This is a genomic window from Nonomuraea sp. 3N208, from assembly GCF_052245935.1.
Lineage (GTDB): Bacteria > Actinomycetota > Actinomycetes > Streptosporangiales > Streptosporangiaceae > Nonomuraea.
This window is the reverse complement of sequence record NZ_JBQQBR010000024.1, coordinates 37804-61549: the sequence shown is the minus strand read 5'-3', so window position 1 is coordinate 61549 and position 23746 is coordinate 37804. Positions and strand designations below refer to the sequence as shown.

Sequence of the window (23746 nt, the reverse complement as noted above, 5' to 3'; positions counted from 1 at the left end):
CGATGGCAATACCGGCTGTTGGCCGCAAACCCGCTGAAATCATCCTTCTGTTCGCAACCTTGCAAAGACCGGTAATCCCCATCAGGATGAAAAGCCGATGAGACCGGCTAACGGGCGCCCTCGCGCCTTCCCCTTTTACATCGTCTGCGATGTATCGCATTCGATGCACACCGCCCGCGAGGATGGGCGGCCCACCCCCTTCGAGATTCTCTCCAACTGTGTGGGTGAGCTGCTTTTCGAGCTGGAGGCGGGCGATCCCGGCGTCAGTGAGGCCGCCCATGTCGCCGTGGTGTCCTTCTCCGACAAGGTCGAGCTGGTGCTTCCGCTGACCAGGCCGTGCGACGCGATCAGGGTTCCGGCCCTGAAACCCGGCAGGCAGACGGATTATCTGGCGGTCTTCAGCGAGCTCGTGAAGATCATTGAGAAGGATTACCGGAAGCTGTCCAAGCAATTCGACGTGCGGGCGCCGGTTGTCTTCTTCATCACAGACGGCGAGCCGTATGTTGGCAGAAACCATCAGGACGTCGAGATCTGGGGCCCCGCGCGCGACCGGCTGGCGAGCCTTCACCCGGCGCCGTACATCGTGGCGCTCGGATTCGGGACGGTGCAGGAGGACACCCTGCGGCGGGTCGCCACCACCCTCAGGGGCGAAGTGCTGGCCTTCGCGGGCGAGATCGCGACAGGGGCGGCCACCGTGCTGCACGGCATCGCGCAGGCCGTCTCGGACAGCATCAGCGCCTCGGTCAACAGGAACACGGCCGTTCTGCGCGGACCCGGCGGGATGCGGCAGCTGCGATGATCAGGGCGACGCTGGCGGGATTACTCCTGGTTATCGGAACCGGTCCGGTGGGAGCAAAGGCTGGTCCGTCGCCGGAGCCGACTGTAACGGTGACCGTGACGCCCAGTCCGCGGCAGGGCGGCGGGACGGCGTGGGGCTGGCCGCTGTGGATCCTGTCCGGCATCGCTGGTGGCGGCGCCGTACTCCTCGGGCAGTTACTGCTCGGCCGCAGGACCCGCACCGCGGCCGACGGCAGAACGCCACTCGGTCCGCTCCCCCAACCGCTGCCCGTCCTGCTGGCGGGCGGGGCGGACTCGCGCGCCCCGGGCGTCGCACTCGACGGCGGCATGCTCGCGCAGACCACGGTCCGCGCCGTGAGCATCCGCGGCCGGCGCCATCGATATCGCGGCGAACCCCTGCAGGATGCCTACGCCGTACGGCTAAGCGCGGACGGACGATGGGTCATCGCCGCCGTGGCTGACGGGCTGGGTAGCACGCTGCACGCCGAACACGCCGCCGCGGTGGCTGTGCGCGCCGCCACGAACCTCTCCCTGACGCCGGACCTCGGCTGGCACGCCGCCTTCGCCACCGTCGCCGGGGAGGTCATGCGTGCCACCGCCCGGCTCGGCGGCCAACCCACTGGCAAACACAGCGCCGGAGCATCGGATCCGCCCGCCACGACGCTGACGATCGGGGTGGTCCCCGCGGACGGCAGGCGCGGGATCGCCGCCTGCGCGGCCATCGGGGACTCGCCGGCGCTGTGGCTCCATAACGGGACGTGGACCGAGATCTTCCCACCTGAAGGGCAGCGACCGGGCAACGTCACGTCCGCCCTGCCGGAGGACCTCGGTGAGCTGCGGGAACGGCAGATCGATTGGGGGCCGGGCGATGTGCTCGTCCTGTGCAGCGACGGGTTCGGGACGGCCATGGGCGGCGGCGGCAGCGCGCTCGCCCAGCGGCTCGTCACATCGTGGCGTTCTCCGCCCGCGCTGCGCAGCTTCCTGCGCGATGTGGATTTCCATCTGTCGACTTACGACGACGACCGGACCGTTCTGGCGTTGTGGGCGGGCCGTCACGACACGGCCGTCCTGTGACAGGAGTGCGGCGGCAGAAGTATGAATCCCCCTGATGTGGTCGAGGAAGCGGATCTGACGCCCCCCACGGACGCCGATGTCTACTACCTGCGCCCGGGCGGTCAGGCTCGCAGCCTGGCGCCGTGCGAGGTCAGCGGCGTCCCTGGCCGGTTTCTGTTCAAACGGTACGACGAGGAGACGCTGACGGGGCTGGACGAGGACGCTCTGCTCGCCATGGTGCGCTGGCGGCGTGAACTTCCCCGACAGGACCGCGTGACACTCGATCGGCGCTGTGCGTGGCCGGTCGCGGCGGTCCGGCACGACCGGGTCACCGGCATCTTGATCAGACCCGCTCCCGAGGAGATGTTCGTCGAGCTTGGCACCCGGCTCGTGCCACGACACCTGGATGAGCTCACTCGGTCGCCCGCACGGGTGAGCGCCCTTCGCGACCACTACGGCACGCGCTACTACGAGCCGCCCTACAAGCTGGCCGTCCTCGGCCAGCTGCTCGCGACGGTGCAGTGGCTGCACGAGCAGGGCTATGTGGTGGGCGATCTGCAACTGCGCAACGCCGTCTTCACCATCGACCCGGCACCCGCGGTATACCTGCTGGACTGCGACTCCTGCCTATCGGCCGGAGGCCGCGGTGCCTTGCCGGAGGTCGATCCCGAGCAGTGGAAACTTCCCCGTGGAGGCGGATTCACCCCGGAGTCGGACTATTACAAGTTCGCCTGGGCCGTCGTGCGGTGCCTCCAGGAGAGCGTCGAGGCGTGGTCGCTCGACGAGGCCGCGCTCGCCAGGGTCCTGCCATTGCGGCATCGCCGCCTGATAAGGCAGTGTCTGGACGGTGCACCGGAATCGGTGGACACCGCGCGATGGCGGGCGGCGGGCGAGTCGTGGCGGTGGCTCGTCACTCCCGAACGCATCTACGTCGAGACCGACTCCAACCTGCGCGAGGCGTGGCGGCGGGGGAAGTCCGCGGTCGGGGACGGCTCGCGCGGCCGGCACGGGGGAATCGTGGTGCTGATCGTCGTCCTGGCGGCGATCGCCGTCGTCGTCGCGGTCACGTTGGGAGTCTGAATGAACACCGGCGAGCCACGGCGCATCGGGCCCTACGAGGTGCTCGGCTGCCTGGGTGTCGGCGGTCAGGGGACGGTCTACCTCGCGCAGGGCGAGGCGGGCCGGGTCGCGATCAAGGTGATCCATGCGCAGGGGGCAGCCGACCCGAGGGCACGCAGGCGGTTCGCGGACGAGGTGGCCATGGCATCGCGGGTGCCCAGGGCATACACGGCGATGGTCATCGACGCCGACATCGACCGTGACCAGCCGTACATCGTGAGCGAATATGTGGAAGGCCCGTCCCTGCAGGAGCTCGTCGACACGCACGGGCCGCTGTCGGGGTCTGCGCTTGAGCGTCTGGCGACCTATACGGCCACCGCCCTGGCGGCGATCCATGGCGCGGGAGTCATCCACCGGGATCTCAAGCCCGCCAACGTCATCATCGGGCCGGACGGACCACGTGTCGTGGACTTCGGAGTCGCACGGGCCCTTGAGGCGACTGCCGCGATCACCACGACCGTGGGAACCCCCGGCTATCTCGCACCAGAGCAGGTGGGAGGGGTCGACGCCGAAGTAGGTCCCCCCGCCGACGTGCACGCGTGGGCAGGCACAGTGTATTTCGCCGCCACCGGCAAGGTGCCGTTCGCGGGGAACAACGTGGCCGTCATCATCAACCGCGTCCTGACCGAGACCCCCGACGTGGGAGTGATATCCGAGCCGCTGCGTTCACTGATCGCCGACTGCCTCGCCAAGGATCCGGCGCGGCGGCCCACCACCATGGAACTGCTCGGCCGCCTCGTGGGGCATCAGTCGGCAACCGCGCAGGCGACGGTGCCACATACCGGGATCTTGCCAGCCACCCTCGGAACGCTGAGTGAGACCACCACACTGGGCAGCGGCCCCGCGGCCGACATCGTGATCCACGGGAAGGGAATCGCCCCGGCGCACGCCACCGTCCGCAAGGTGAGCGCAGGTTACCGGCTGCACGACCATAGTAACGGCCTGGGAACGTTCATCGACGGCCGCCCAGTTCTCTATGCGACCCTGCGACCGGGTGATCGGTTCACGATCGGTACGGCGGTGCTCCGTCTCACCGAGGCGGGAGAGCTGGAGCGCGTACGGCTCAGCCGAATGTCCGCCGCGCTCTGGTGGCTTCTGCTCTTCCTCATCGCGGCAGTGGCGCTGACGGTCATCGTCGTGGTCACGGAATAGTCACGGGCGTGGGCATGGTGACATTCACTCGTTCCCCGGTCCTGGAGTCGAGGGTGAAGGCGCCGCTGGCGCCGCGGATGACGTTTGTGCCGGTGAACAGGTAGAGCTGCCCGCGCACCGCCGCGGCGGAGGGCAGGCTGAGCTGGGACGGGTCCACGCCGATGGCGGCCTTCTGAACCGCGGTGGCCGCGGCGGTCACCGCGTCATACGCCAAGATCGCCAACCCACTGCCGAGATGCGCCGCGCTGAAAGTCACCCCATGGTGGGGCGCCACGAACTCGTTACGGAAGTCGCGGTAGAGCTGGCGGTGCGGATTGTCCTCGTGGTCGAGCCGCTTGGGATCGGCGAGCGGCACAAACAGCACCTTGATGGGCGCTTCCGGGTCGTGCAGCGACGGGTCGTTCGGATCTTGGTCCTGGGCGTCGTCCCCGGTGACCACGGTGATGGGCGTGGATCGGCAGGGTCGGCTCCGCAGCAGCCTGAGGAAGGTGGGCATGAACGCCTGGCGGCCAGCGTAGAAGATCATATCGGTCTTCGCCCCGCAGATCGTGTCGCTGATGGTCCGCAGGAGCGAGGGACCACCACGCGGGTCGAAAGGAAAACTGAGTCCGGACCTGTCGACATACGGCTTGAGCCCGAGCTTCGGATCGAGGAAAGCATCCTTCAGCGAGCGGGCGTAAAGGTCCTTGGTTCCCTGCGGGGTCACATCAGCCCACATCAGGGCCGCGTTCCCCCCGACCTTCTTCTTCTTGAACTCTTCGGCGATGGCGGCCAGCTGGGCCGAGGTGCTGACCGCGGTACGGGTGAGACCGGGGATAGGTCCGCCGTCGTCGATCTCACCAGCGGTGTTGAACCCGGCCGCGGTGATGAAATCGGCGACCATCGGAATTCCGGGATCCTTGGCCAAGGCACGTGCCGCGTCGATGCTTTCCTGCTGGCTCGGGCCCATTCCGGTGACCGCGACGACCTGCCCGGGGCTCCCCGTCGCACCCGTCGCGGCATTCTTCCGCACCGCCTGCACCGTCGTCCGCCACTGCGAGCCGTCGTGACCGGTGTTGGCCAGCAGGAGCCGGATCTTGGGGAACGTCTCCGAACGGTTGGCGCGGTACTGGCCGATGAACGCCCCCTCGAGCTGATGGAGGGCGCGCTCGCCGACCAGTCCGCGCGGGCCTGCCCCCATCGGGGCCATGAGCGCGATCGTGCTGTAGTCCTTGCCCTTGGTGACCATGCGGTTTTCCGCCGCGATGACCTCCAGGATCTGGCGATACTGCTTGCCTAGGACCATCGTCCCGTCGGCTGGGTCCATCAGCCCGACGCATTCGCCTTCGATGGCGACGACGTCCGCGCTCTTTGATTCACAGCCGCCCCACGGCCACCACCCCTGGGTGTAGTTCACGAGCACCACAGTGGATATCAGGACGGCGACAACAACGACGATCACCACCAAGCGTCGGCGAAAAAGCGTCCCCACCTGTCGTAATAGGCTCCAGGCGCGCGCGGCGAGGGAGGGCGCCGGTGCCGGTTCGTCATACATCTGGACTCCAAGCCGTCACTTGTCCCATGACCGTGCAGGCGCGGTTTCCCCGAATATCGATCGCACGCTTTCCCATCCCTGGGCCGGCGGCCGCCTAAACTCATCGTCATTAAAGCGTGATCAATGGCAGCCGGACAACAGTCAGTTGGCGGGTTCGTCTGGAAACGTTTGGGTCGAAGCCCATCGTCAAAGGCCCTGTTCATAGGGAGGCGACGGTGTGAGTCTCCCCTCCTATCGTCGAGGCCTCCCCTATGAGGGGGACCGGCGATGGCAGAGAAGCGGCGGAAGTTCGATCAGGACTTCCAGGATGGCGCGGTTCGGATCTTCGAGGAGACCGGCAAGCCGATCGCGTAGGTGGCCCGTCAAGCCGCAGCGGGCAGAGTACGCGCAGGTGATAGGGCTTCGGTGATGATCGGGAAGACTTCCCGGGCGACGTAGCGCTTGAGGCAGCGGATGATTTCTTTCTTGGATTCGCCCTCGCTGGTTCGGTGTTCGGCGTAGGTACGGGTGCGTGCATCGCGGCCGAGACGGGTGACGACGATGGTGTAGAGGGCGCTGTTGCTGCGTCGGTCGCCGCCGCGGTTGAGTCGGTGCCGGACGGCTTTGCCGCTGGAGCCGTCGCGGCGTGGCTGGCGTGGAGTCCATCCCGCCGCAGTATGACCCCGTGCTTTCCGTGTGGCGACCGCTACACAAGGTGAGCGCGATGAATACTGAACGGCATGCGTGTCGACTTCGATCCCGCGGCCCTTGGCGGGCCAGCTTTCTACCGGTTCCTGACCTCGGTTGTTGTTCCGCGTCCGATCGCGTGGGTCTCTACCGTCACACCCGATGGAGCGGTGGAGAACCTCGCTCCGCACTCCTTCTTCAGTATCGCCAGTACCGATCCGCCGATCGTGCAGTTCACCTCAATCGGCCGAAAGGACTCCCTGCGCAATGTTGAGGACACCGGCGAGTTCGTCGTCAACTTCTCCTCCGAGCCGCTGCTGCACCAGATCCGCGACACCGCCACCGATTTCCCTCGGACCGTGAGCGAATTCAACTTCGCGGGAGTCGAACGCGAAGCCAGCCGTCATGTGCGGCCGTCCAGGGTGGCCGCCTCCCCCGTTGTCCTGGAGTGCCGTTCGCACACCACTCTGCGGATGGGTAACTCCACCTTGGTGTTCGGCAGGGTCTTCCTCGCGGCGGTGCACGAGGATTACATCGTCAACGGCCGGCCTGACGCCGAGCTGTTGCGCCCGTTGACCAAGCTCGGCGGCGACGAGTGGGGGACGCTGGGCGAGATCCTGCACCTGAGCCGCATCCCTTACGAGGAGCCGCAAGCCGTATGAACCAGCATCTCCTGCTCGGCGAGCGTCGGAGCGTTGCGAGCGTTGGCGATCGTACCGACAGCAAAGAGACGGGACGCGATCCCCATCGCCGTAACTGGTTGCCGATCGCAGCTCAGGATCCTGGCGGGTGGATGGTGAGCGGAGTGAGTTGGTGGATGTCGTGCCGGGCCCGAAGCGCCGCGATTTCGGCTTGGTCTGGTGGTCCGGAGGCGGCGAGCAGGTCTGTGAGTTCCTGGAGGTAGAGCTCATGGCCAGCCGGGGATACGAGGAAGAGCATCCGGGCGGGTTCGGCTAATGGGTTGAAGAAGGCATGCGGGCATCCGGCGGGCACGAACATGAAGCTTCCCGGGCCGCCCCGGAACACTGTGGCGCCTGTCTCCGATTCCCAGGTGCGCCAGTCGCCGTTGGCAGTGGCGGTCGGCTGGAAGGCAAGCAGGTCGAGTTCGCCTTCAAGCACGTAGAACACCTCCTCAGCCTGCTGATGCAGGTGCGCCCCGACGTCGAACCCGGGGGCGACCTCAGCCTCGAACGTCGACCAGATCTTCGACTGCTCGGCGCCCGCCTTCAGGGTCATGGCCTGGATCCTGCGGCCGCCACCGGGCGGTAGCAGCAGTCCATCGGTCATATGTGCTCGCTTTCTGTGCTCAGGGTGTCCAGCCTGTCGTCCGCAACCAGGTCTCCAGTCGCATCAGGCCCGGGTGGTCCGCCCGCAGCGCGGAGAGGTCGGACAGCTCGGAGGGATGCTCGTTGAAGAACGTGAACATCTGGGCCAGCTGGCCGTCGAAGGCGCGGATCTGCTCGATGGGCGTCTGCCGATAACTCACCGGCAGACCGCAGACGCGGCCGAAGGTCTCGGCGATCTCCGGAGGTGTGAGTACGTCTCCGGCGAGCTCGACGGTCCGGCCGAGGAACCGGTCGGGCCGGTCGAACGCGATCGCCGCGAACGCGCCGATGTCGCTCACAGAAATCAGCTGCATCGGTAGCTCTGGTCGGACGGCGAGGTTGACCACCAGCGCGCCATCGATGAGCACCGGGCGATTGTACGTGGCGAAATTCTCCATGAAAGAAACCGGACGCAGGATGGTCGCCGGAAGACCGAGCGCGTGAATGTGCTCTTCGATCCGCGACTTGCTCTCGTAGTAGGGGATTCCGGAATGGGCGCCGGCGCCATTGAGCGAGCTGTACACGAGATGCTCGACGCCGGACTCCCGGGCGAGGTCCGCCACCATCTTTCCCCGCCGTTCCTCCGCCACCACGCCTTCGGGGCTGATCCTCGGGCCGACCATCATGGTCAGTACGAGGAAGATCCCGTGCACGCCCTCCATCGCCGCCCGGAGCGAAGCCGGATCATCCAGGTCACCGACGAGCAGCTCGGCTCCCGCCTCCCGCAGCGCTTCGGCTGCGGGCGAATCGGGGGCTCGCACGAGAGCGCGCACCGTCCGGCCACGTTCGAGGAGGTGCTGCGCGGTCGCGCCACCTTGCTGGCCGGTGGCACCGATGACCAACACCGGCCCCCTGTCATCGGCCATACAAAGCTCCTCATGTCAGGCTTCGGCTGAATGGTGACGATCGCCAGAGTAGGCGGACAGGCCCGGCCGGTCCTGTTACCGATACTGCTAGCTTGCGGCCTGTCAACTACCCATTCCGCTCGGGAGTCGAATCGGCGTGACGAATGGCCATGAGACCTCACAGTCCGCACGCCGTACCGAGCTGGCCGCTTTTCTCCGCACTCAGCGGGCCCGGCTGCGGCCGGCTGACGTGGGACTCCCGGAGGACCTCGAACCCGGTCTTCGCCGGACTCCCGGCCTGCGGCGCGAAGAAGTCGCCCAGCTCTCGGGTGTAGGCGTCACCTGGTACACGTGGCTGGAACAAGGCAGGAACATCTCGGCGTCGGAACAGGTGATCGATGCACTCGCCCGAGCACTACTGCTCGACCCCGACCAGCGCCGGCACCTCCGTAGCCTGGCCGGTCTTGTCACCACGTCGGGCGAAACGCACGTCGACGACGTACTTCCTCGACTGCAGCGGCTGGTCGACGCGGCCGCCCCCAACATCGCCTCCATCTATGACGTGCACCTCGACTTCCTGGTATGGAACACGCCCTACACGCGAATCCGGCATGACCCCGCGAGGCTCCCCGATGATCGGCGCAATCTCCTATGGATGATGTTCACCGACGTGGAGAACCGCGCCCGCATGGTCCACTGGGAATCGGCCGCGCGTGCCGTACTCGGCCAGTTCAGAACCGCCGTCGGCCGGCGACCGGACGACCCGCGATTCGTGATGCTGGTGGCCGAGCTGGCCAACGCCAGCCCGAAATTCCGGGAATGGTGGGCGGAGTACCCCATCCGCGACTTCCGACCCGCGACCATCAAGATCGATCACCCTCAGATCGGTCGGCTCGACCTGGAGATGTTTCAACTTCACCCGGTCGAGCACCCGGACCTGCTGATGGTCCTGCAAGTACCCGCGAGCCAAGATGATCTACAGCGAGTCACATCGTTGCTTGGCCGCCCGTGACATGAGCTACGCCGACGTCGGACCAGCCGTTGCAGGGGTGCATCACTCCTGGGGCGTATGGGGCATAAGGTGATGAACTAGAGCACAATCAATGCATGGGATACCCTCGGCAGCCCGACGCGCGGGACTACCCCGGTGTGGTCACCACCCTGGTCGCGATCCTGGCAGTGCTGCTGCCGAGCGGCTTCACGTTCAGCTTGTACAAGCACCTGAACGCCGCCGACCCGGACACCGCCGTGGCACTGCCGACCACGGACCCCACACTCGAGCCCGCCCAGCCGAGCCCCAGCGAGAACGGACGCCCGGGCTCACCGATCGACGACGACGAGTTCGGCGACTGGGACTTCCGCCTGGGCAGCGTCACATTCCAGGCTGAGAGGGTGGGTGGCTGGACGTACGACTCCTGTGCCCCGGTCGACAGGCAGGGTGTGCTGGCCAAGAACAAGTGCGAGAGCGCCGTCCAGCTGGCCTACTCGGCCTACAGGGGGCACCTCACGGCGGTCCAGGTCATCATGTCCTTCCCTACCGTGAAGGCCGCCAAGGCCACGGCCAACCACCTGGCGAGCTCCTCCCGGGCCGTGAAGTGGCGCCGGGACAAAATCCTCGGCAAGTACGTCTACGGCAAGATCCGGTCGGGCGCGACCAAGAGGTACGTCCTCCTCACGGTCGTCACCGCCGACAAGACAGCCCAGGCGAAGGCCACGCGGTTCCACCACTACCTGCACACGGACCACTCGAACTACTTCCTCTTCCGCGACTCGACCGGTCCAGGCTGAGTCCCCAGGTGGTCGGTAAGCCGGGCTACATGGTGGTGCTGGATTCCAGCAGTGGCCTGCCCGAATTGCGGAGGTCGGACGTTCATCTGGCCCTGAACTACCCACGCTGGGATCCGCGCCAGTCCTGAGGGCGGCCCTCGGGATCACAGGCTCCGCTCATGCCATGGGTTGTCCCAGTTCTCTTCCTTGACGACGCGGATGCGGTGCATTGAATGAGACGCCGATGTCATCGGCGACCGACGGCCGCCGTCCGTATCATCTCGGCATGGTGCAGAACCCGGAGTTACGGCTCAGCCGGCGGGCGGTGCTCCTGGCCGCCGGAGGGCTGCTCGCCGGTTGCTCCCAGCAGCCCGAGGTCGACCAGGTCCACCTGCGACTGGCCACCGGCCCGGCAGGGGCGGTGTACCGGCGCATCGGCGGTGCGCTGGCCGAACACATCTCCGAGCACGTGCCGGGTGCCACCTTGGTCACCGTGCCGAGCGGGGCGTCCACCGACAACATCCGGATGTTGCGGGCCGGAGAGGTGCACCTTGGACTGACGAGCCTGGACGCGCTGATCACAACCGACGGCAGCGCGCCCGAGGGGCTCTCGGCGATCTGCCGGCTCTACGACAGTCACCTGCACCTCGTGGTCATGGCCGGTTCAGCGATCGACGAGTTCCGGGACCTCGAGGGCAAACGCATATCCCTCGGTGCCCGCGACTCGGGCACAGAGTTCACGTCACTGCGGGTTCTGAAGCTCGGCCTGGTGAACGCCGACGGCCGGTACCTCAGCCAGGCCGAATCGGCGGCGGCACTGCGGGACGGCGAGATCGACGCGATGTTCTCCCTGACCGGTGTCCCGACACCCGCCATCACGGAGCTGGCGCAGCGGCACCCGATCCGGCTGATCCGGTTGGACGCACAGGCAGACGCGCTCTTCACGGCGTTCCCAGGTCCCTACACTCCGGCCATGATCCCCGCGACTGCCTACGCCGGCGTCCCCGCCACCCGCACCGTCGCGGTGCCGAACGTGCTTCTCGTGCGCAACGACCTGCCCGATGACCTGGTCAACGCCATCACCGACACAATCTTCACGCACACCGGCACGATCACCTCCGCCAGCCGCGACGACGCCGAAGCCGTTCCCGAAGCGTGGCAGATCAACGTGCGTACCGGGATCTCCACCGCATCGATCCCGCTTCATCCGGGCGCGGCCGCCTGGTTCCGCGACCGCAAGCGCTGACTGCTCAGGTGATCAGGTCCAGCGCCTCGTCAAGAGTGGTGCCCGGCCTGGCGGCCAGTGCCCCCAGCTCGGCGACGTTGCCTTCGAACACGGCCGCTGCGAGGCTGACCCCATCGGGGACATGCCGGGAGAGACAGCCCTGCCCGACCCCGGCCGAACGCGCGACCTCGATGAGTGATGCGTCGTATCCGGCTGCGTCAAACGCCTCCCCCTCTCCGGAAATGTGGCGGGCGGCGACCACCGCGGCCGAAAGGACGAAGTCTTGACCAGGGCGGCTGGTGCCTCGAATGGGCATCAGGTTTGGGTAGGGGGCTCTTTGTGAAGAGCTCGTCAGGCCGGCAGCGCCTCACCCTAGGGCTGGTGGTGCACCCGGACCGGCCGGTCCTGGACTCCGTACAGGTGATCACTCGGTACGCGCGGCGCACCGGGGCCGCCGTCATCGCCCGCCGATGCGACGCCGACCGGGTGGGGCCGGAAGTCGACACCGTCGCGCCTGAGGAGTTCGCCGACCGGGTGGACGGCGTGATCAGCCTCGGCGGCGACGGCACCATGCTGGGCGCGATGCGCCTGGTCGTCGGCCGCAACGTGCCGGTGCTCGGCGTCAACCACGGCCACCTGGGCTTCCTCATCGAGGTCACCCCTTCGGAGCTGGAGCAGGCCCTCGACCGCATGGCCCAGGGACGCTACACGATCGAGCCGCACAGCTGCCTGGAGGCGGGCGACTTCACCGCGTTCAACGACATCGTGGTCACCTCGGCCGAGCCGCTGTCGAGCCTGACGCTCGACCTCGAGGTCAACGGGCTGCGGCACGGCTACTACCGGGGGGACGCGGTGATCGCCTGCACACCGACGGGCTCGACGGCCTACAACTACGCCGCAGGCGGCCCGGTCATCTCGCCGTCCGCGCCTGTGGTGGCCCTCACCCCCGTCGCACCGATGTCCGGCATCAGCCGCTGCGTCATCCTGGGCAAGGACGACCACATCGTCCTGCGCAACCCGTCAGAGAGCGTGCCGCTGATCTTCTCGGTGGACGGCACCCCCGCCGACCCGCTCCAGCCCAGGGCCGGACTGTCCCTACGGCTGCGCACCGATGCCGTGGACATCGTCCGGTTCGACGCCGACACCCACCTCCAGCGCAACCGGGTCAAGCTCAGCCTGCTGGACCTGCCGCTCAAACCGGACCAGCTCGTGGAGCTCATCCCCCAGCCGCTGCGCGAGCAGGCCGAACGCCTACGCCAGGCTCGCCCGGCAGACCGGCCCCATTAGGCGCGTCCGCCGCGCCATCGCGGAGGCGCGGCACTGGAGTGCCCTGTCATGCGGGCCGGTTCTGGCGGACGGGGAGGATCACGGCGGATGGGTGCCGCAGGTCGTGGAAGACCTGCTGGTCGGCGACGCGCAGGGTGGTGGCGGTGGCGCGGGGTTCGCCGGTGCCGGGGTTGCGGTTGTAGCGGGGGAAGGCGCCGCTGGAGACCTGGACGCGGATGCGATGACCGCGGTTGAAGCGGTACGCGGTCGGCCACAGGGTCACCCTGGCGCGGGTGAGCTCGTCGGCGCCGGTCAGGCTGGTCAGGCCGTCGCAGATGTTGGTCGAGCGGCCGCGAGGGTCGACGTCGCACAGGCGGACGAAGACGTCGGCGTAGGACAGGCTGGAGCGGAAGAAGATCTCGGCACTGACCTCGCCGATGACCTCGACGTCCTCGTCCAGTACGGGAGTGGTGTAGGTGAGGACGTCGGGGCGGGCTTCGAGGGAGGCGTTGTCGACGCGGCCGGACTTGACGCCGGAGGCCATGCGGACGCCGCCGAGGGCGGGGGTGGGGTCGGCGGGGTCGTAGCGGTAGCCGTCGGGGGATGATTCGGCGGGTGCTTCGGTGGCGAGGGCGCCGCCCGGCTGGAGGTGGAAGCGCTGGGGCTCGTACCCCGGTGGCGGCCAGGTCGGGAAGTCGCGCCACTTCTCCTCGCCCATGACGAACAGGCGTACCTGGGCGCGCTCGGCCGGTTCCTCGCCCCGGGCCAGCGCCAGGCCGAAGTCGAGGGCCTCGGCGGCGGCCGTCTGTCCGACACCCATGGAGATGTGGGCCCAGGGGCCGACGGTGAGGCGGACGGGGGAGCGTCCGGCGTCCTGCAGGGTCCGGTAGTCCCGGAGCTGGCCGGGCAGGAAGATGTCGTACCAGCCGCCGACGGAACTCACCGGCACGGTGATGTCGGCGACCCGGTGGCGGTGGTCGAGGCCCTGCCAGAACGGCATGCCGGCGTCGTGGTCGAGGATGTTCTGGATGTAGTCGGAGCGCTGGCCCATGGCGGCGGTGTCGGCCTGGTTCAGCGGCAGTGTGTGCAGGGCGCGTTGGAGTTTCTTCCCCCCGAGCATCTGGCGCGGCATCGCGAAGGGGCGTTCCTGGCCGGCGACCTGGACGCCCCAGCCGAACGGGGTCTCCAGGGAGAAGCCGTCCGCGCGGAGGAATTCCAGAGTGAGTGCCGATTCGGAGACCGCCGGGATCATGGCTTTGACCTGGGGTGGTACGGCGTCGGCGACCGCCCACTGGACGAAGCCGAGGTAGCTGAGGCCGTACAGGATCATCGACTCGCCGAACCAGGGCTGCTTGATCACCCAGTCCAGGGTGTCGAGGCCGTCCTCTCGCTCGCGGCGCAGCGGGTCGAAGGGACCGTCGGAGCCGAAGGTGCCGCGGGTGGACTGGATGAGCACCTGGAAGCCGCGTTCGGCCAGCGGCCGGACCATCGGGCCCGCGATCATGCCGGCCCTGCCGTACGGGATGCGGATGAGCGCGGTGGGCAGGCCGTTGCCGCCTGTTTTCGGGGTCCAGCGGTCGGCGAGCAGGACGGCCCCGTCGCGCATCGGGACGCGCAGGTCGCGGTCGACGGTCAGGTCCCTGGTAAGAGGCGGGGGAAGGCGCAGCATGCGCTGGACGAGATGGCTGCTCAGGTTCATCACGGGCGGTCTCCGGGTGTGCGGGCGAGGGCGGCATGGTCGGGGGCGAGGGCGGTCGAGAGGCGCACCAGGCGGTCTGCCAGTTCCTCGGGGTCGAGGGGGTCGTCGGCGTCGATCAGCCAGTCGTTGACGATCACGCCGGTTCCGCCGGAGAGCAGCGTCGCCAGGTCCTGTGCCGTGGTCTCGTCGAGGTCGCCGAACACCTCCCGCAGGCCCGTCATGGTGATGAGCGAGCCGAACAGCTTGTTCAGGGCCCTGGTCATGGGAAAGGCGCAGGATCCGGTGAGCATCGCGCGATAGAAGGGCCGGTGCCGGACGAAGTGCCGGGCCATCGCCAGCATGCGCGCGCGGCGCGGTGCGCCGCCATCCTCGACTTCGGGGATGAGCTCCCGTTCGGCCAAGTCGGCCGCGGCCGCCACAAGGAGCGCGTCACGGTCGCCGAACTGCAGGTACACCAGTTGCCGGCTGACGTCCGCGGCGTCAGCGAGATCGCCGACGGGGAGTGCGGTGGTGCCGCGCTCGGTCACCAGGCGTATGGCGGCGGCCATGAGGGCGGCGCGGGAGCGGAGCACTCGGCGGTCTTGTCGATCCGGCATGCCTTAGATACTAGACATCTGTTAAAAAACATACAATTGTTAAATCGCCTGCTTTTGAGTTCCCCAGCGAGGAGTCACCGATGTCCGCAGTCCCCCAGGTCCGTACCACCGCCGGTGTGGTGCGCGGCCGCACGGAGGACGGCCTGGCCGTCTTCCGCGGCATCCCGTACGCCGAACCCCCGATCGGCGAGGCCCGCTTCCAGGCGCCGCGGCCCGTGCGCGGCTGGGACGGCGTACGGGAGGGGTACGCCTTCGGTCCGCCGGCTCCGCAGGATGTGAACATGGCCGGCCGCGGCGGCGGGGAGTTCCTCATGGACACCGGCGACGACTGGCTGACGGTCAACGTCTGGACGCCCGACCCGGACCCTGCCGCCCGCCGCCCCGTGATGGTGTGGATCCACGGCGGCGCCTACAAGCTCGGCTTCTCCGGCAGCCCCGGCTACGATGCCCGGCACATCGCCCGCGACGGCGACGTGGTGTTCGTGTCGCTCAACTACCGCCTCGGCGTGGAGGGCTTCCTCCTCATCGACGGCGCGCCCGCCAACCGGGGCCTGCTCGACCAGGTCGCGGCCCTGGAGTGGGTGCGGGAGAACATCACGGCGTTCGGCGGCGATCCCGGCCAGGTGACCGTCCTGGGTGATTCGGCCGGCGCCGGGTCCATCGCCGCGCTGCTGGCCATGCCGAGCGCGGCGGGGCTGTTCCGGAGGGCCGTCGGGCAGAGCGTGCCGGGCACGTTCTTCTCCGACGCCCTGGCCAGGGACGTCGCGACAGCCCTCGCGGCCGAGGCCGGCCTGCGTCCTACGGCCAGAGACCTGTCCGGCGTCGACCCACGCAAGCTGCCGGCGGCTGGGCAGGCGCTGGATTCGAAGATGCGGCAGTACGAGGACCGCTGGGGCTCATTCGCGCACACGCTGTCCCTGTTCTCCCCCGTTGTCGACGGCGAGGTGCTCCCGGCCGCACCCTGGCAGGCGCTGGCGCGCGGTGCGGGACGCGACGTGGAGCTGATCGTGGGTCACAACCGCGACGAGTGGCGCACGTTCCTCCTCTTCACCGGACAACTCGGCAAGATCACCGAGGAGCAGGCGGCGGAGGCGCTGCGCCTGTTCGGCCCCGGCGAGGACGGCGAGCGGGCCTACCGCGCGGCGTTCCCGGACGCATCCGCCGAGGAGCTGTACGAACTGGTGCAGACCGACTGGCTGTTCCGCATGCCGACGCTGCACCTGGCCGAAGCCCAGGTCGCCGGGGGCGGGCAAGCGTACCTGTACGAGCTGACCTGGCAGTCCCCGGGCAGCGGCGGAGTGATGCGCGCCTGCCACGGCCTCGACGGCCCGCTGCTGTTCGGCACCTACGACGCACACCTGGGCCCGCTGGCCATAGGCCCCGAGCCCACTGCCGAGGCCCGAGACCTGACCTCTCAGATCCGCACGGCCTGGACATCCTTCGCGACCTCGGGCACCCCGGGCTGGCCCGCGTACGACTCTCAGCAGCGCCTGACCCGGGTCTTCGACGCGCCCCCGTCGGTCACGGCGTACCCCGACGAGACCTCCCGCCGCCTGTGGCAGGACCACGTCTTCGAGGCGCTTCCCCTGCTGACCGCCTGAGCCCGCGGTCGGTGCTGAAGTTGCGCGCACACCCCCGTGCGCGCGAGTCTTCCGCTGAGATCGTCCAGGATCGCCGGGGTGGCGGTGGCACCGAACCGGTCCTCAGACCGGCGACGGAGCCGGGGCGTCGGACGACGACGACACCCGCGGAACGACAGGCAACGCGACCACCGCGGCGAATCCGTGCCCGGACCCGTCCGGACGCGGCAGGCCTTCCTCCAGCCGCAGCTCGCCCCCGGCCGCCCCGACCAGGTCGGCGCAGATCGCCAGTCCCAGGCCGGTCCCGGAGACGTTCTGGTGCCGCGGCGACCGCCAGAACCGCCGTAGTGCCTGTGCCCGCTCGGACTCCTCGATCCCCTGGCCGTCGTCACGGACAGCGATCGTGACCACGCCTCCGGAGGCGTCGCCGTGTCCGGCGCCCGTACCACCGGGAACGACTTGGGCGGTCACCTCCACCACCTGCGCGTCCGATAGCCGTAACGCGTTGCTGATCAGCTCGTCCAGGATGCTGCCCAGTCCGCCCGGCGGCTCCAGCAACCGCAGCCCCGGCGGCACGTCGACCGCCAGTGTCTGCCCCGCCGTCGCCGTCAACGCCCGCCACCGGTCCACCCGGGTCGCCAGCACCGCGTCGAGATCCACCGGCGACGCCGTCCGTATGCTCTCCATCCGCGCACTGGCTTGCAACGAGTTCAGTAGCCGCTGCATCGCCTTCAACTCGTCGACGGCGACGTCGTACACCTGCAGCCCGTTGCCGGCCGCGCGCAGATGCGGTTCCAGACTCTCCACAGCGAGCCGGAGGCTGGTCAGCGGATTGCGCAACTGATGCGACGCGTCGGACACGAAAGCCCGCTGCCGCTGTACGGCGTTCTCGACCGCGTCCATCATGGTGTTGAACGACTCCGCCAGCCGACGCAGCTCGACCGGGCCGGCCTCGGCGTCCGCCCGGATCGTGAGGTCGCCCTGTGAGATCCGCGAGCTCGCCGCGTCGAGCTCCCGTACCGGCCGCAGTACCCACGCCGACACCGGCCAGGCGACGGCCACCAGCGCGATCAACGGCAGCAGCCCGAGCCCGGCGAGCTGGGCCCATCGCACGAGGATGCGATAGCGCGTCTTCGACAGGTCGGAAATCGTCACGACGGCGCCGATGACCTCGCTATCCCGGCCCACCGGCTCCGCGACCACGAGTGTGGAGTCGTCCCACGGCGCCCATTTCCCGGACGGTTCAGGCCTCGCCCCGGCCAGTGCCGCGGTCACGATCCGGGGCAATGCCGGCTCGGCCCGCGCCGCCTCCTGGTACGCACCGGCTGGCCCGAGCAACACCGTGCCCGACGTGTCGATCACCGCGACCGGGATGCCGTACAGCTCGTGGTAGCGCGCCAGCTCCTGCTGGAGCGCCTCGGTCCGCCCAGTGGACAGCGCGGTCTCGGCCAGCGACGCGAACCGGCCGACGTCGTTGAGCCGGTCGACGTAAGTCTCCTGCATCTCCCGTTCGGCCACGGTGACGCTGAGCGGCACCCCGAGCGCCGCGACGAGCAGCACCGCGAGGGGCACCAGGACGACGAGCAGGCGACGGTGCACGGCGCGTCACCCGATCAGCCCCGGCTGGTCGGCCTGGAGCCGATAGCCGACCCCGTGGATCGTGCGAATGAGCACGGCCGGCCCGACCTTGTGCCGCAGAGCCGCGATGTGGGTGTCCAGGGTGCGACTCGAGGACTCCCAGGTCGCGCCCCAGATCTGGTCGAGGATGACGTCACGGCTCACCACGTTCGGCGCCCGCCGGGCCAGCAGCAGGAGCAGCTCGAACTCCTTGCGGGTCAGCGTCACGGGCATGCCGTCGACGGTGACCTCACGGGTGCCGACGCCGATCCGCATCGGGCCGAGTACGAGCGGCTCATCTGGATGGCTCAGGGCACGAGCCACCCGGGTGCGCCGCAGGACGGCGTCGATCCGGGCCAGCAACTCCGGGATGCCGAACGGCTTCACGATATAGTCGTCGGCGCCGGCGCGTAAGCCACGGACTCGCTCGTGCTCTTCCGATCGTGCTGTCACGGCGATGACGGCGGTCTCCGGGCGGTCACGCAGCTTGCGGATCACGTCGAGTCCGTCGCCGTCGGGCAGACCCAGGTCGACGAGGACCACATCGGATGGGGCGGCACGCACGGCTTCGGCGGCGGTGGCGACGCGGTGAACCTCGAAACCCGCTTGGGCCAGGACGGTCACCAGACCCCGCGCAACGCGGTCGTCATCTTCGATGATGGTGATCCGCATACCGGATTGTACGGCCGGGATCGACGCTCGTGTTAGCCCTTCAGTTCTTGGGATTTCTCTGACATCCGGCGCATACCTTGGGATTCCTCTGACACCATCCGCGTCCCCGCCAGCCGAGACTGAGGCCGCGCACTCACCGACAAATGCGCATGCGCTGACGAGGAGGCCGCGAAATGAGAACGACCAGCAGGTACTGGGTCGCCGCCCGGATGATCGCCGCGATCGGCGTCGTTTCGCTTGTCGCCGCCTGTTCCGGCAACGGAGGCACCGCCGGCGGAGGCGCCACCAGCGGTGGCTACCCGGACCAGAACATCACGTTCGTCGTGCCGTTCAGCGCGGGCGGCCCGACGGACACCGTCACCCGCATGATCGCCGCGCCGATGGCCGGCAAGCTCGGCACCAAGATCGTCGTCCAGAACGTCGAGGGCGCGGGCGGCACGGTCGGCGCCGGCGAGGTCGCGCGCGCCGAGCCCGACGGCTACACCGTGCTCATGCACCACATCGGCATGTCAACGGCGCCCGCCCTGTACAAGGACCTGGGCTACAAGCCGCTCGAGAACTTCGAGATGGTCGGGCTCGTCACCGAGGTGCCGATGACGATCGTCGCTCGCAAGGACTTCGCGCCCGCGACGCTCAAGGACCTCGTGACCTACGTGAAGGCGAACGCCAACAAGGTCACGCTGGCCAACGCCGGCATCGGCGCCGCATCTCACCTGTGCGGCCTGCTGTTCCAGACGGCCGCCGGTGTCAAGCTCCAGGAGGTCCCGTACGAAGGCACCGGCCCCGCGCTGACCGACCTCGTCGGTGGCCAAGTCGACTTCATGTGCGACCAGACCACCAACACCAGCGGCCAGATCTCCGCGGGTGAGGTGAAGGCGTACGCGGTCACCACGCCGGAGCGGGTGAAGAGCCTGCCCGACGTGCCCACCACGACCGAGGCCGGGCTGCCCCAGCTCCAGGTCAGCGTGTGGCACGGTCTCTACGTCCCGAAGGGCACGCCACAGGAGGTCGTCCAGAAGCTGACCGAGGCGCTGAAGGTGGCACTGGCCGACCAGAAGGTCATCGATCAGATGGCCAAGCTCGGCACCACGCCGGTCCCGGCCGAGGACGCGACCCCTCAGGCGCACCGGGCCAAGCTCGAAGAGCAGCTCGGCACCTGGGCAAAGGTCATCGCCGACGCCGGCGTCAAGGCCTCCTGAGGTGGAGCGCCGCCGGTCCTTCCCCGACGTCCTCGCCGGGGGAATCTTCGTCGTGATCGGTGGCGCATTCGTGGTGGGGGCGCTCGGCTACGAGCTGGGCACCCCGCTGCGGATGGGCCCCGGCGCCTTCCCGCTGCTGGTCGGCGCGATCGTGGCCGCCCTGGGCCTGGCGATCGTCATCAAGGGACTCATCGCCGGCGAGGTGATCTCGTTCGGGCCGATCCCCTGGCGTGCGGTCGCCGTCATCGTGGTCGCGGTCCTGTTCTTCGGATTCACCGTCCGGGGCCTCGGATTCGTACCGACTTCGGCGGTGACCGCCTTGCTCACCACGCTGGCCAGCTCGCGCGTACGGCCGCTCACGGCCGTGGCCGTGGCCGCCGGGCTGACCGTGGCCAGCACACTCATCTTCGTCGTCGGACTTCAGCTGCGGATCCCGCTATGGGGCCCGTGGCTGGGGTTCTGACGCGGCATCCGGATTGAGGCATGGAACTTCTCGACAACCTCGCCCTGGGCTTCTCCACCGCCCTCCTGGTCCAGAACGTCCTCTACTGCTTCGTAGGAGTGCTCCTCGGGACGGCGGTCGGCGTGCTGCCCGGCATCGGACCGACGGCGACGGTGGCGATGCTGCTGCCGATCACGTTCAGCTTCGAGCCCGTGACGGCGCTGATCATGCTGGCCGGCATCTATTACGGCGCACAGTACGGCGGCTCGACGACCGCCATCCTGATCAACCTGCCCGGTGAGTCGTCGGCGGCGGTCACCGCGCTGGACGGGCACGAGATGGCCCGGCAGGGCCGGGCCGGCGCGGCGCTGGCCGCCGCCGCGGTCGGGTCCTTCATCGCGGGTACGGTGGCCACGGTCGCGCTGGCTGTCGCGGCCCCACCGCTGGCCCGCGTCGCCTTGCAGTTCGGCCCGGCCGAATACTTCTCGCTGGTGCTGCTCGGCCTGATCGTGTCGATCGCGCTGGCGCGTGGCTCGGCGCTCAAGGCACTGGCGATGATCGCGCTCGGCGTCCTGCTCGGCACGGTCGGCCAGGACATCTACACCGGCACGCCCCGGTTCGTGTTCGACCAGCGCGAGCTGTACGGCGGCATCGATTTCGTGTCGGTCGCCGTCGGCATGTTCGGGGTGGCCGAGATCCTTCGCAATCTGGAGAACGAGCAGACTCGCACGGCGGTCATCAGCAAGGTGAAGAACCTCTGGCCGACCCGCGAGGACCGGCGCCGGATCGTCGGCCCGATCCTGCGAGGTACCGGTCTCGGCGCCGCGCTCGGCGTCTTGCCCGGCGGTGGTCACGTGCTGGCCTCGTTCACCTCGTACGCGGTCGAGAAGCGGATCTCCAAGCGGCAGCAGGAGTTCGGGCACGGCGCGATCGAGGGCGTCGCCGGCCCCGAGTCGGCGAACAACGCCGCCGCACAGACGTCGTTCATCCCGCTGCTCACCCTGGGTCTGCCCGCCCACCCGGTCATGGCGCTGATGGTCGGCGCCTTCATCGTCCACGGCATAACCCCCGGCCCGAACGTCATCGTCGATGAACCGGAGCTGTTCTGGGGCCTGATCGCGTCGATGTGGATCGGCAACGTGCTGCTCGTGCTGCTGAACCTGCCGCTGATCGGCGTCTGGGTGCGCATGCTACGCATCCCGTACCAGGTGCTGTTCCCGATGATCATCCTGTTCGCCTCGATCGGCACGTACTCCCTGGGGTTCAACGCGTATGACGTCTACGCGATCGTGTTCTTCGGGACCCTGGGCTACATCCTGATCAAGTGCGGCTGCGAGCCGGCGCCACTACTGCTCGGCTTCGTCCTCGGGCCGTTGGTTGAGGAGAACCTGCGGCGGGCGCTCATCATCCACCGCGGCGACGCGTCGGTCTTCCTGACCCGACCGATCTCCGCGGTGCTCCTGGCCCTGGCCGCGGCAGCGCTCGTCGTCGCCGTCCTCCCGACGATCCGCAAGCGGCGCGAGATCGTGTTCGCCGAGGAGGAGTAGGTCTGCTGGATCCCGTGTGCAAGCCGGAAATCAGGGGTCGCCGGTCCAGCTGTGCGCTGCCGCTTCTTGAGTGCTTTCCATTCATGCACCGGCCCGCTGCGGACGGGTTACCGGGACTACGGTGAGCAGACGATCAAGGTCTTTGAAATCCTTGGAATTACAGGTGTACAGAGGAAGCGGGTTCGGTCGATGCCGGCGCGCAGGATGAGGATGTTGGTGTCGAGCAGCCCTAGGGCGTGGGTCATCCCTCGTCTTCCGCGAATTCGCGCCTGCCGTATGCGCGATCGTAAGGGTCGTAGAGATCGTCGTTGACGTGGCTGTCCATGTCCTCGCGATATTTACGGTCGTCTAGTCGTGGCATGCCACACGACACGGCAGCGAACTCGGCGCGTGACACGGCCCGGCGCCGGCGGCGGAGAGGGACCAGATCACCGATGTGATGGCCATTACGGGTAACGGCGTACCGCTCCCCACGTTCCAGGCCATCCATGATCTCCGCTGACCGATTGCGCAGGTCGCGTTGAGAGATCTCATGGGAGTGACCAGACTCAGGAGCGCTCACATCTGGAGTCTCCAGCGTTGTGCCATTCGGCGCTACAAGGTTGCACCCGGGCCGTAGCTGGTGAAGCGACCGGACGCGGGGGGATATCGCTTCCCGGGCCGACGTTGCCTCTCCGGGTGGTGACCGGCTCACGTTTGCCGGCAGAGAGTCAGGAGTTCGGCGTGAACGCGATGCTCGCGGATCCGCTGGGCATACTCGTCTGGAGCTGAGAGAGGACGGAGGGCCCGGATCGCGTTGATCCGGGCCCTCCGTCGTTCGGTGTCGCGTGTCAGCCGGTGACCGGGATGTTGGTCTTCACCGGCGTCGGGGTGGGAGCGGGCTTGGGCTGGTCCTGCGTCTGCGGGACGTTCTCGTCCCACTCGAGCCATTCGTGGGTCACCGTCGTCCCATGATCACCCTTACCGGGGTGGGTGGGGGTCGGCGTGTTGCTCGGCGTCGGCGTCGAGGTGGGCGTCCGCGTGGGAGTGAGGGTCACCGTGGGCGTCGCAGTGGGTGTGGACGTCGGAGTCGGAGTGCCCGTCGGCGTGGGTGTCTCGGAGGGCGTCACCGTCGGAGTGACCGTCGGAGTGACCGTCGGAGTGACCGTCGGAGTGGGCGTCACCGTCGGAGTGACCGTCGGAGTGGGCGTCACCGTCGGGGTGACCGTCTGAGTGGGCGTCACCGTCGGCGTCGGCGTGGGCTCACACTCGACCTTGAACTCCTTGTGCTTGGGCCCGCCCTTCTGGCCCTCGAAGCTCCAGAACAGCTTGTAGTGCCCGTTCGGCAGGGTCATGTCGACGGTACGGCCATGCCCGTCCTTGTCGAGCACGAGGGCACCGCTCTTCACCGTCGTCTGGTTGCCCGTGGGCGGCCAGGACTTGATCCACCAGTTCACCTGCTCGCCCTTGTCGAATTTGAACCCGACCAGATAGAACACGCAGACGTGCGGCTCGTTGCTCTGGTCGTCCTCCGGCGTCGTCCACTTGTGGACCTTGACGTCGCCGTTGTCGCCGCGCGGCGTTCCCTGGACCGCTCCAGCCGAGGCCGTATTGGAGATGGCGAGCACCGCGAGCGCTGCCACTGCGAGCATGAGTGCCGCTGTG

At 68.3% G+C, this 23746-nt stretch carries 23 protein-coding genes and 1 pseudogene; 13 read left to right on the top strand and 11 right to left on the bottom strand.

The window, feature by feature from the left end; genetic code table 11:
- The first annotated feature begins 97 nt into the window (after window positions 1–97).
- The 4 genes from ACTWPT_RS32690 (at window position 98) to ACTWPT_RS32675 (ending at window position 4122) form a co-directional block, all read left to right on the top strand.
- On the top strand, window positions 98–799 hold the full coding sequence (locus ACTWPT_RS32690) for a vWA domain-containing protein (RefSeq protein WP_443181356.1): 702 nt from the start codon (window positions 98–100) through the stop codon (window positions 797–799).
- Window positions 800–894: 95 nt separating this feature from the next.
- Window positions 895–1872: a protein phosphatase 2C domain-containing protein gene (locus ACTWPT_RS32685; RefSeq protein WP_443181355.1), complete on the top strand. Its 978-nt coding sequence runs from the start codon at window positions 895–897 to the stop codon at window positions 1870–1872.
- Between the two features lie 21 nt (window positions 1873–1893).
- Window positions 1894–2931 carry a hypothetical protein gene (locus ACTWPT_RS32680; RefSeq protein ID WP_443181354.1) on the top strand — a complete coding sequence of 346 codons (1038 nt, stop codon included), beginning with the start codon at window positions 1894–1896 and terminating at the stop codon, window positions 2929–2931.
- Window positions 2932–4122 carry an FHA domain-containing serine/threonine-protein kinase gene (locus ACTWPT_RS32675; protein WP_443181353.1) on the top strand — a complete coding sequence of 397 codons (1191 nt, stop codon included), beginning with the start codon at window positions 2932–2934 and terminating at the stop codon, window positions 4120–4122.
- Here ACTWPT_RS32675 and ACTWPT_RS32670 read toward each other — a convergent pair.
- Window positions 4112–5656, bottom strand: coding sequence for a hypothetical protein (locus tag ACTWPT_RS32670; RefSeq protein ID WP_443181352.1), 1545 nt, complete (start codon window positions 5654–5656; stop codon window positions 4112–4114). The genes ACTWPT_RS32675 and ACTWPT_RS32670 overlap by 11 nt on opposite strands.
- 362 nt (window positions 5657–6018) lie before the next feature.
- Window positions 6019–6270, bottom strand: a pseudogene (locus ACTWPT_RS32665) (IS110 family transposase); the annotation flags it as partial.
- A gap of 105 nt (window positions 6271–6375) precedes the next feature.
- Between ACTWPT_RS32665 and ACTWPT_RS32660 the strand changes: the two are divergent.
- Window positions 6376–6984, top strand: coding sequence for a flavin reductase family protein (locus ACTWPT_RS32660; RefSeq protein WP_443181351.1), 609 nt, complete (start codon window positions 6376–6378; stop codon window positions 6982–6984).
- A 112-nt stretch (window positions 6985–7096) separates the two neighbouring features.
- Here ACTWPT_RS32660 and ACTWPT_RS32655 read toward each other — a convergent pair whose 3' ends face one another.
- Both ACTWPT_RS32655 and ACTWPT_RS32650 read right to left on the bottom strand, forming a co-directional pair.
- Window positions 7097–7609, bottom strand: a complete 513-nt coding sequence (locus ACTWPT_RS32655; protein WP_443181350.1) for a cupin domain-containing protein — start codon at window positions 7607–7609, stop codon at window positions 7097–7099.
- A gap of 19 nt (window positions 7610–7628) precedes the next feature.
- On the bottom strand, window positions 7629–8513 hold the full coding sequence (locus ACTWPT_RS32650; protein WP_443181349.1) for an NmrA/HSCARG family protein: 885 nt from the start codon (window positions 8511–8513) through the stop codon (window positions 7629–7631).
- A 136-nt stretch (window positions 8514–8649) separates the two neighbouring features.
- Between ACTWPT_RS32650 and ACTWPT_RS32645 the strand changes: the two genes are divergently transcribed.
- The 3 genes from ACTWPT_RS32645 to ACTWPT_RS32635 all read left to right on the top strand — a co-directional run bounded on the left by ACTWPT_RS32645 (window position 8650) and on the right by ACTWPT_RS32635 (window position 11505).
- Window positions 8650–9504 (top strand): helix-turn-helix transcriptional regulator, encoded by an 855-nt coding sequence (locus ACTWPT_RS32645; protein ID WP_443181348.1) that lies wholly within the window; start codon window positions 8650–8652, stop codon window positions 9502–9504.
- Window positions 9505–9599: 95 nt separating this feature from the next.
- Window positions 9600–10280, top strand: coding sequence for a hypothetical protein (locus ACTWPT_RS32640; protein WP_443181347.1), 681 nt, complete (start codon window positions 9600–9602; stop codon window positions 10278–10280).
- A gap of 265 nt (window positions 10281–10545) precedes the next feature.
- Window positions 10546–11505: a TAXI family TRAP transporter solute-binding subunit gene (locus ACTWPT_RS32635; protein ID WP_443181346.1), complete on the top strand. Its 960-nt coding sequence runs from the start codon at window positions 10546–10548 to the stop codon at window positions 11503–11505.
- A gap of 4 nt (window positions 11506–11509) precedes the next feature.
- On the opposite strand, the gene ACTWPT_RS32630 is transcribed toward ACTWPT_RS32635, so the two are convergent.
- Window positions 11510–11800 (bottom strand): hypothetical protein, encoded by a 291-nt coding sequence (locus tag ACTWPT_RS32630; protein WP_443181345.1) that lies wholly within the window; start codon window positions 11798–11800, stop codon window positions 11510–11512.
- Between the two features lie 23 nt (window positions 11801–11823).
- On the opposite strand from ACTWPT_RS32630, the gene ACTWPT_RS32625 reads away from it, so the two are divergent.
- Window positions 11824–12771, top strand: coding sequence for an NAD(+)/NADH kinase (locus tag ACTWPT_RS32625; protein ID WP_443181344.1), 948 nt, complete (start codon window positions 11824–11826; stop codon window positions 12769–12771).
- Window positions 12772–12817: 46 nt separating this feature from the next.
- On the opposite strand, the gene ACTWPT_RS32620 is transcribed toward ACTWPT_RS32625, so the two are convergent.
- Entirely contained in the window at window positions 12818–14449 is a 1632-nt protein-coding gene (locus ACTWPT_RS32620) for a CocE/NonD family hydrolase (RefSeq protein WP_443181486.1), read from the bottom strand.
- On the bottom strand, window positions 14449–15045 hold the full coding sequence (locus tag ACTWPT_RS32615; RefSeq protein ID WP_443181343.1) for a TetR/AcrR family transcriptional regulator: 597 nt from the start codon (window positions 15043–15045) through the stop codon (window positions 14449–14451). Before ACTWPT_RS32615 ends, ACTWPT_RS32620 begins: the two co-directional genes overlap by 1 nt.
- An 80-nt stretch (window positions 15046–15125) precedes the next feature.
- Between ACTWPT_RS32615 and ACTWPT_RS32610 the strand changes: the two genes are divergently transcribed.
- The gene (locus tag ACTWPT_RS32610) at window positions 15126–16646 is read left to right on the top strand and encodes a carboxylesterase/lipase family protein (RefSeq protein ID WP_443181342.1); all 1521 of its coding nucleotides are present in this window, start codon (window positions 15126–15128) and stop codon (window positions 16644–16646) included.
- Between the two features lie 102 nt (window positions 16647–16748).
- Here the strand turns inward: ACTWPT_RS32610 and ACTWPT_RS32605 are convergent, their stop codons facing one another.
- Together ACTWPT_RS32605 and ACTWPT_RS32600 are read right to left on the bottom strand one after the other, a co-directional pair.
- Window positions 16749–18224 carry a sensor histidine kinase gene (locus ACTWPT_RS32605; RefSeq protein ID WP_443181341.1) on the bottom strand — a complete coding sequence of 492 codons (1476 nt, stop codon included), beginning with the start codon at window positions 18222–18224 and terminating at the stop codon, window positions 16749–16751.
- Window positions 18225–18230: 6 nt separating this feature from the next.
- On the bottom strand, window positions 18231–18914 hold the full coding sequence (locus ACTWPT_RS32600) for a response regulator transcription factor (RefSeq protein WP_443181340.1): 684 nt from the start codon (window positions 18912–18914) through the stop codon (window positions 18231–18233).
- 173 nt (window positions 18915–19087) lie between these two features.
- On the opposite strand from ACTWPT_RS32600, the gene ACTWPT_RS32595 reads away from it, so the two are divergent.
- Genes ACTWPT_RS32595 through ACTWPT_RS32585 form a run of 3 tightly spaced genes read left to right on the top strand, consistent with a single transcriptional unit; the run spans window position 19088 to window position 22102 of the window.
- Window positions 19088–20113 carry a tripartite tricarboxylate transporter substrate-binding protein gene (locus ACTWPT_RS32595; RefSeq protein WP_443181339.1) on the top strand — a complete coding sequence of 342 codons (1026 nt, stop codon included), beginning with the start codon at window positions 19088–19090 and terminating at the stop codon, window positions 20111–20113.
- 1 nt (window position 20114) lies between these two features.
- Entirely contained in the window at window positions 20115–20576 is a 462-nt protein-coding gene (locus ACTWPT_RS32590) for a tripartite tricarboxylate transporter TctB family protein (protein ID WP_443181338.1), read from the top strand.
- Window positions 20577–20596: 20 nt separating this feature from the next.
- Window positions 20597–22102, top strand: a complete 1506-nt coding sequence (locus ACTWPT_RS32585) for a tripartite tricarboxylate transporter permease (RefSeq protein WP_443181337.1) — start codon at window positions 20597–20599, stop codon at window positions 22100–22102.
- 241 nt (window positions 22103–22343) lie between these two features.
- On the opposite strand, the gene ACTWPT_RS32580 is transcribed toward ACTWPT_RS32585, so the two are convergent.
- On the bottom strand, window positions 22344–22664 hold the full coding sequence (locus ACTWPT_RS32580; protein WP_443181336.1) for a type II toxin-antitoxin system Phd/YefM family antitoxin: 321 nt from the start codon (window positions 22662–22664) through the stop codon (window positions 22344–22346).
- A 268-nt stretch (window positions 22665–22932) separates the two neighbouring features.
- Window positions 22933–23733 (bottom strand): hypothetical protein, encoded by an 801-nt coding sequence (locus ACTWPT_RS32575; RefSeq protein ID WP_443181335.1) that lies wholly within the window; start codon window positions 23731–23733, stop codon window positions 22933–22935.
- Window positions 23734–23746: the final 13 nt, after the last annotated feature.

What these genes read in the sequence shown, in the direction of transcription:
- ACTWPT_RS32690 (WP_443181356.1), top strand. Translation starts at nt 98, where the DNA reads ATGAGACCGGCTAACGGGCGCCCTCGCGCCTTCCCCTTTTACATCGTC.
- ACTWPT_RS32680 (WP_443181354.1), top strand. Translation starts at nt 1,894, where the DNA reads ATGAATCCCCCTGATGTGGTCGAGGAAGCGGATCTGACGCCCCCCACG.
- ACTWPT_RS32675 (WP_443181353.1), top strand. Translation starts at nt 2,932, where the DNA reads ATGAACACCGGCGAGCCACGGCGCATCGGGCCCTACGAGGTGCTCGGC.
- ACTWPT_RS32670 (WP_443181352.1), bottom strand. Translation starts at nt 5,656, where the DNA reads ATGTATGACGAACCGGCACCGGCGCCCTCCCTCGCCGCGCGCGCCTGG.
- ACTWPT_RS32660 (WP_443181351.1), top strand. Translation starts at nt 6,376, where the DNA reads ATGCGTGTCGACTTCGATCCCGCGGCCCTTGGCGGGCCAGCTTTCTAC.
- ACTWPT_RS32655 (WP_443181350.1), bottom strand. Translation starts at nt 7,609, where the DNA reads ATGACCGATGGACTGCTGCTACCGCCCGGTGGCGGCCGCAGGATCCAG.
- ACTWPT_RS32650 (WP_443181349.1), bottom strand. Translation starts at nt 8,513, where the DNA reads ATGGCCGATGACAGGGGGCCGGTGTTGGTCATCGGTGCCACCGGCCAG.
- ACTWPT_RS32640 (WP_443181347.1), top strand. Translation starts at nt 9,600, where the DNA reads ATGGGATACCCTCGGCAGCCCGACGCGCGGGACTACCCCGGTGTGGTC.
- ACTWPT_RS32635 (WP_443181346.1), top strand. Translation starts at nt 10,546, where the DNA reads ATGGTGCAGAACCCGGAGTTACGGCTCAGCCGGCGGGCGGTGCTCCTG.
- ACTWPT_RS32630 (WP_443181345.1), bottom strand. Translation starts at nt 11,800, where the DNA reads ATGCCCATTCGAGGCACCAGCCGCCCTGGTCAAGACTTCGTCCTTTCG.
- ACTWPT_RS32620 (WP_443181486.1), bottom strand. Translation starts at nt 14,449, where the DNA reads ATGAACCTGAGCAGCCATCTCGTCCAGCGCATGCTGCGCCTTCCCCCG.
- ACTWPT_RS32615 (WP_443181343.1), bottom strand. Translation starts at nt 15,045, where the DNA reads ATGCCGGATCGACAAGACCGCCGAGTGCTCCGCTCCCGCGCCGCCCTC.
- ACTWPT_RS32610 (WP_443181342.1), top strand. Translation starts at nt 15,126, where the DNA reads ATGTCCGCAGTCCCCCAGGTCCGTACCACCGCCGGTGTGGTGCGCGGC.
- ACTWPT_RS32600 (WP_443181340.1), bottom strand. Translation starts at nt 18,914, where the DNA reads ATGCGGATCACCATCATCGAAGATGACGACCGCGTTGCGCGGGGTCTG.
- ACTWPT_RS32595 (WP_443181339.1), top strand. Translation starts at nt 19,088, where the DNA reads ATGAGAACGACCAGCAGGTACTGGGTCGCCGCCCGGATGATCGCCGCG.
- ACTWPT_RS32585 (WP_443181337.1), top strand. Translation starts at nt 20,597, where the DNA reads ATGGAACTTCTCGACAACCTCGCCCTGGGCTTCTCCACCGCCCTCCTG.
- ACTWPT_RS32575 (WP_443181335.1), bottom strand. Translation starts at nt 23,733, where the DNA reads ATGCTCGCAGTGGCAGCGCTCGCGGTGCTCGCCATCTCCAATACGGCC.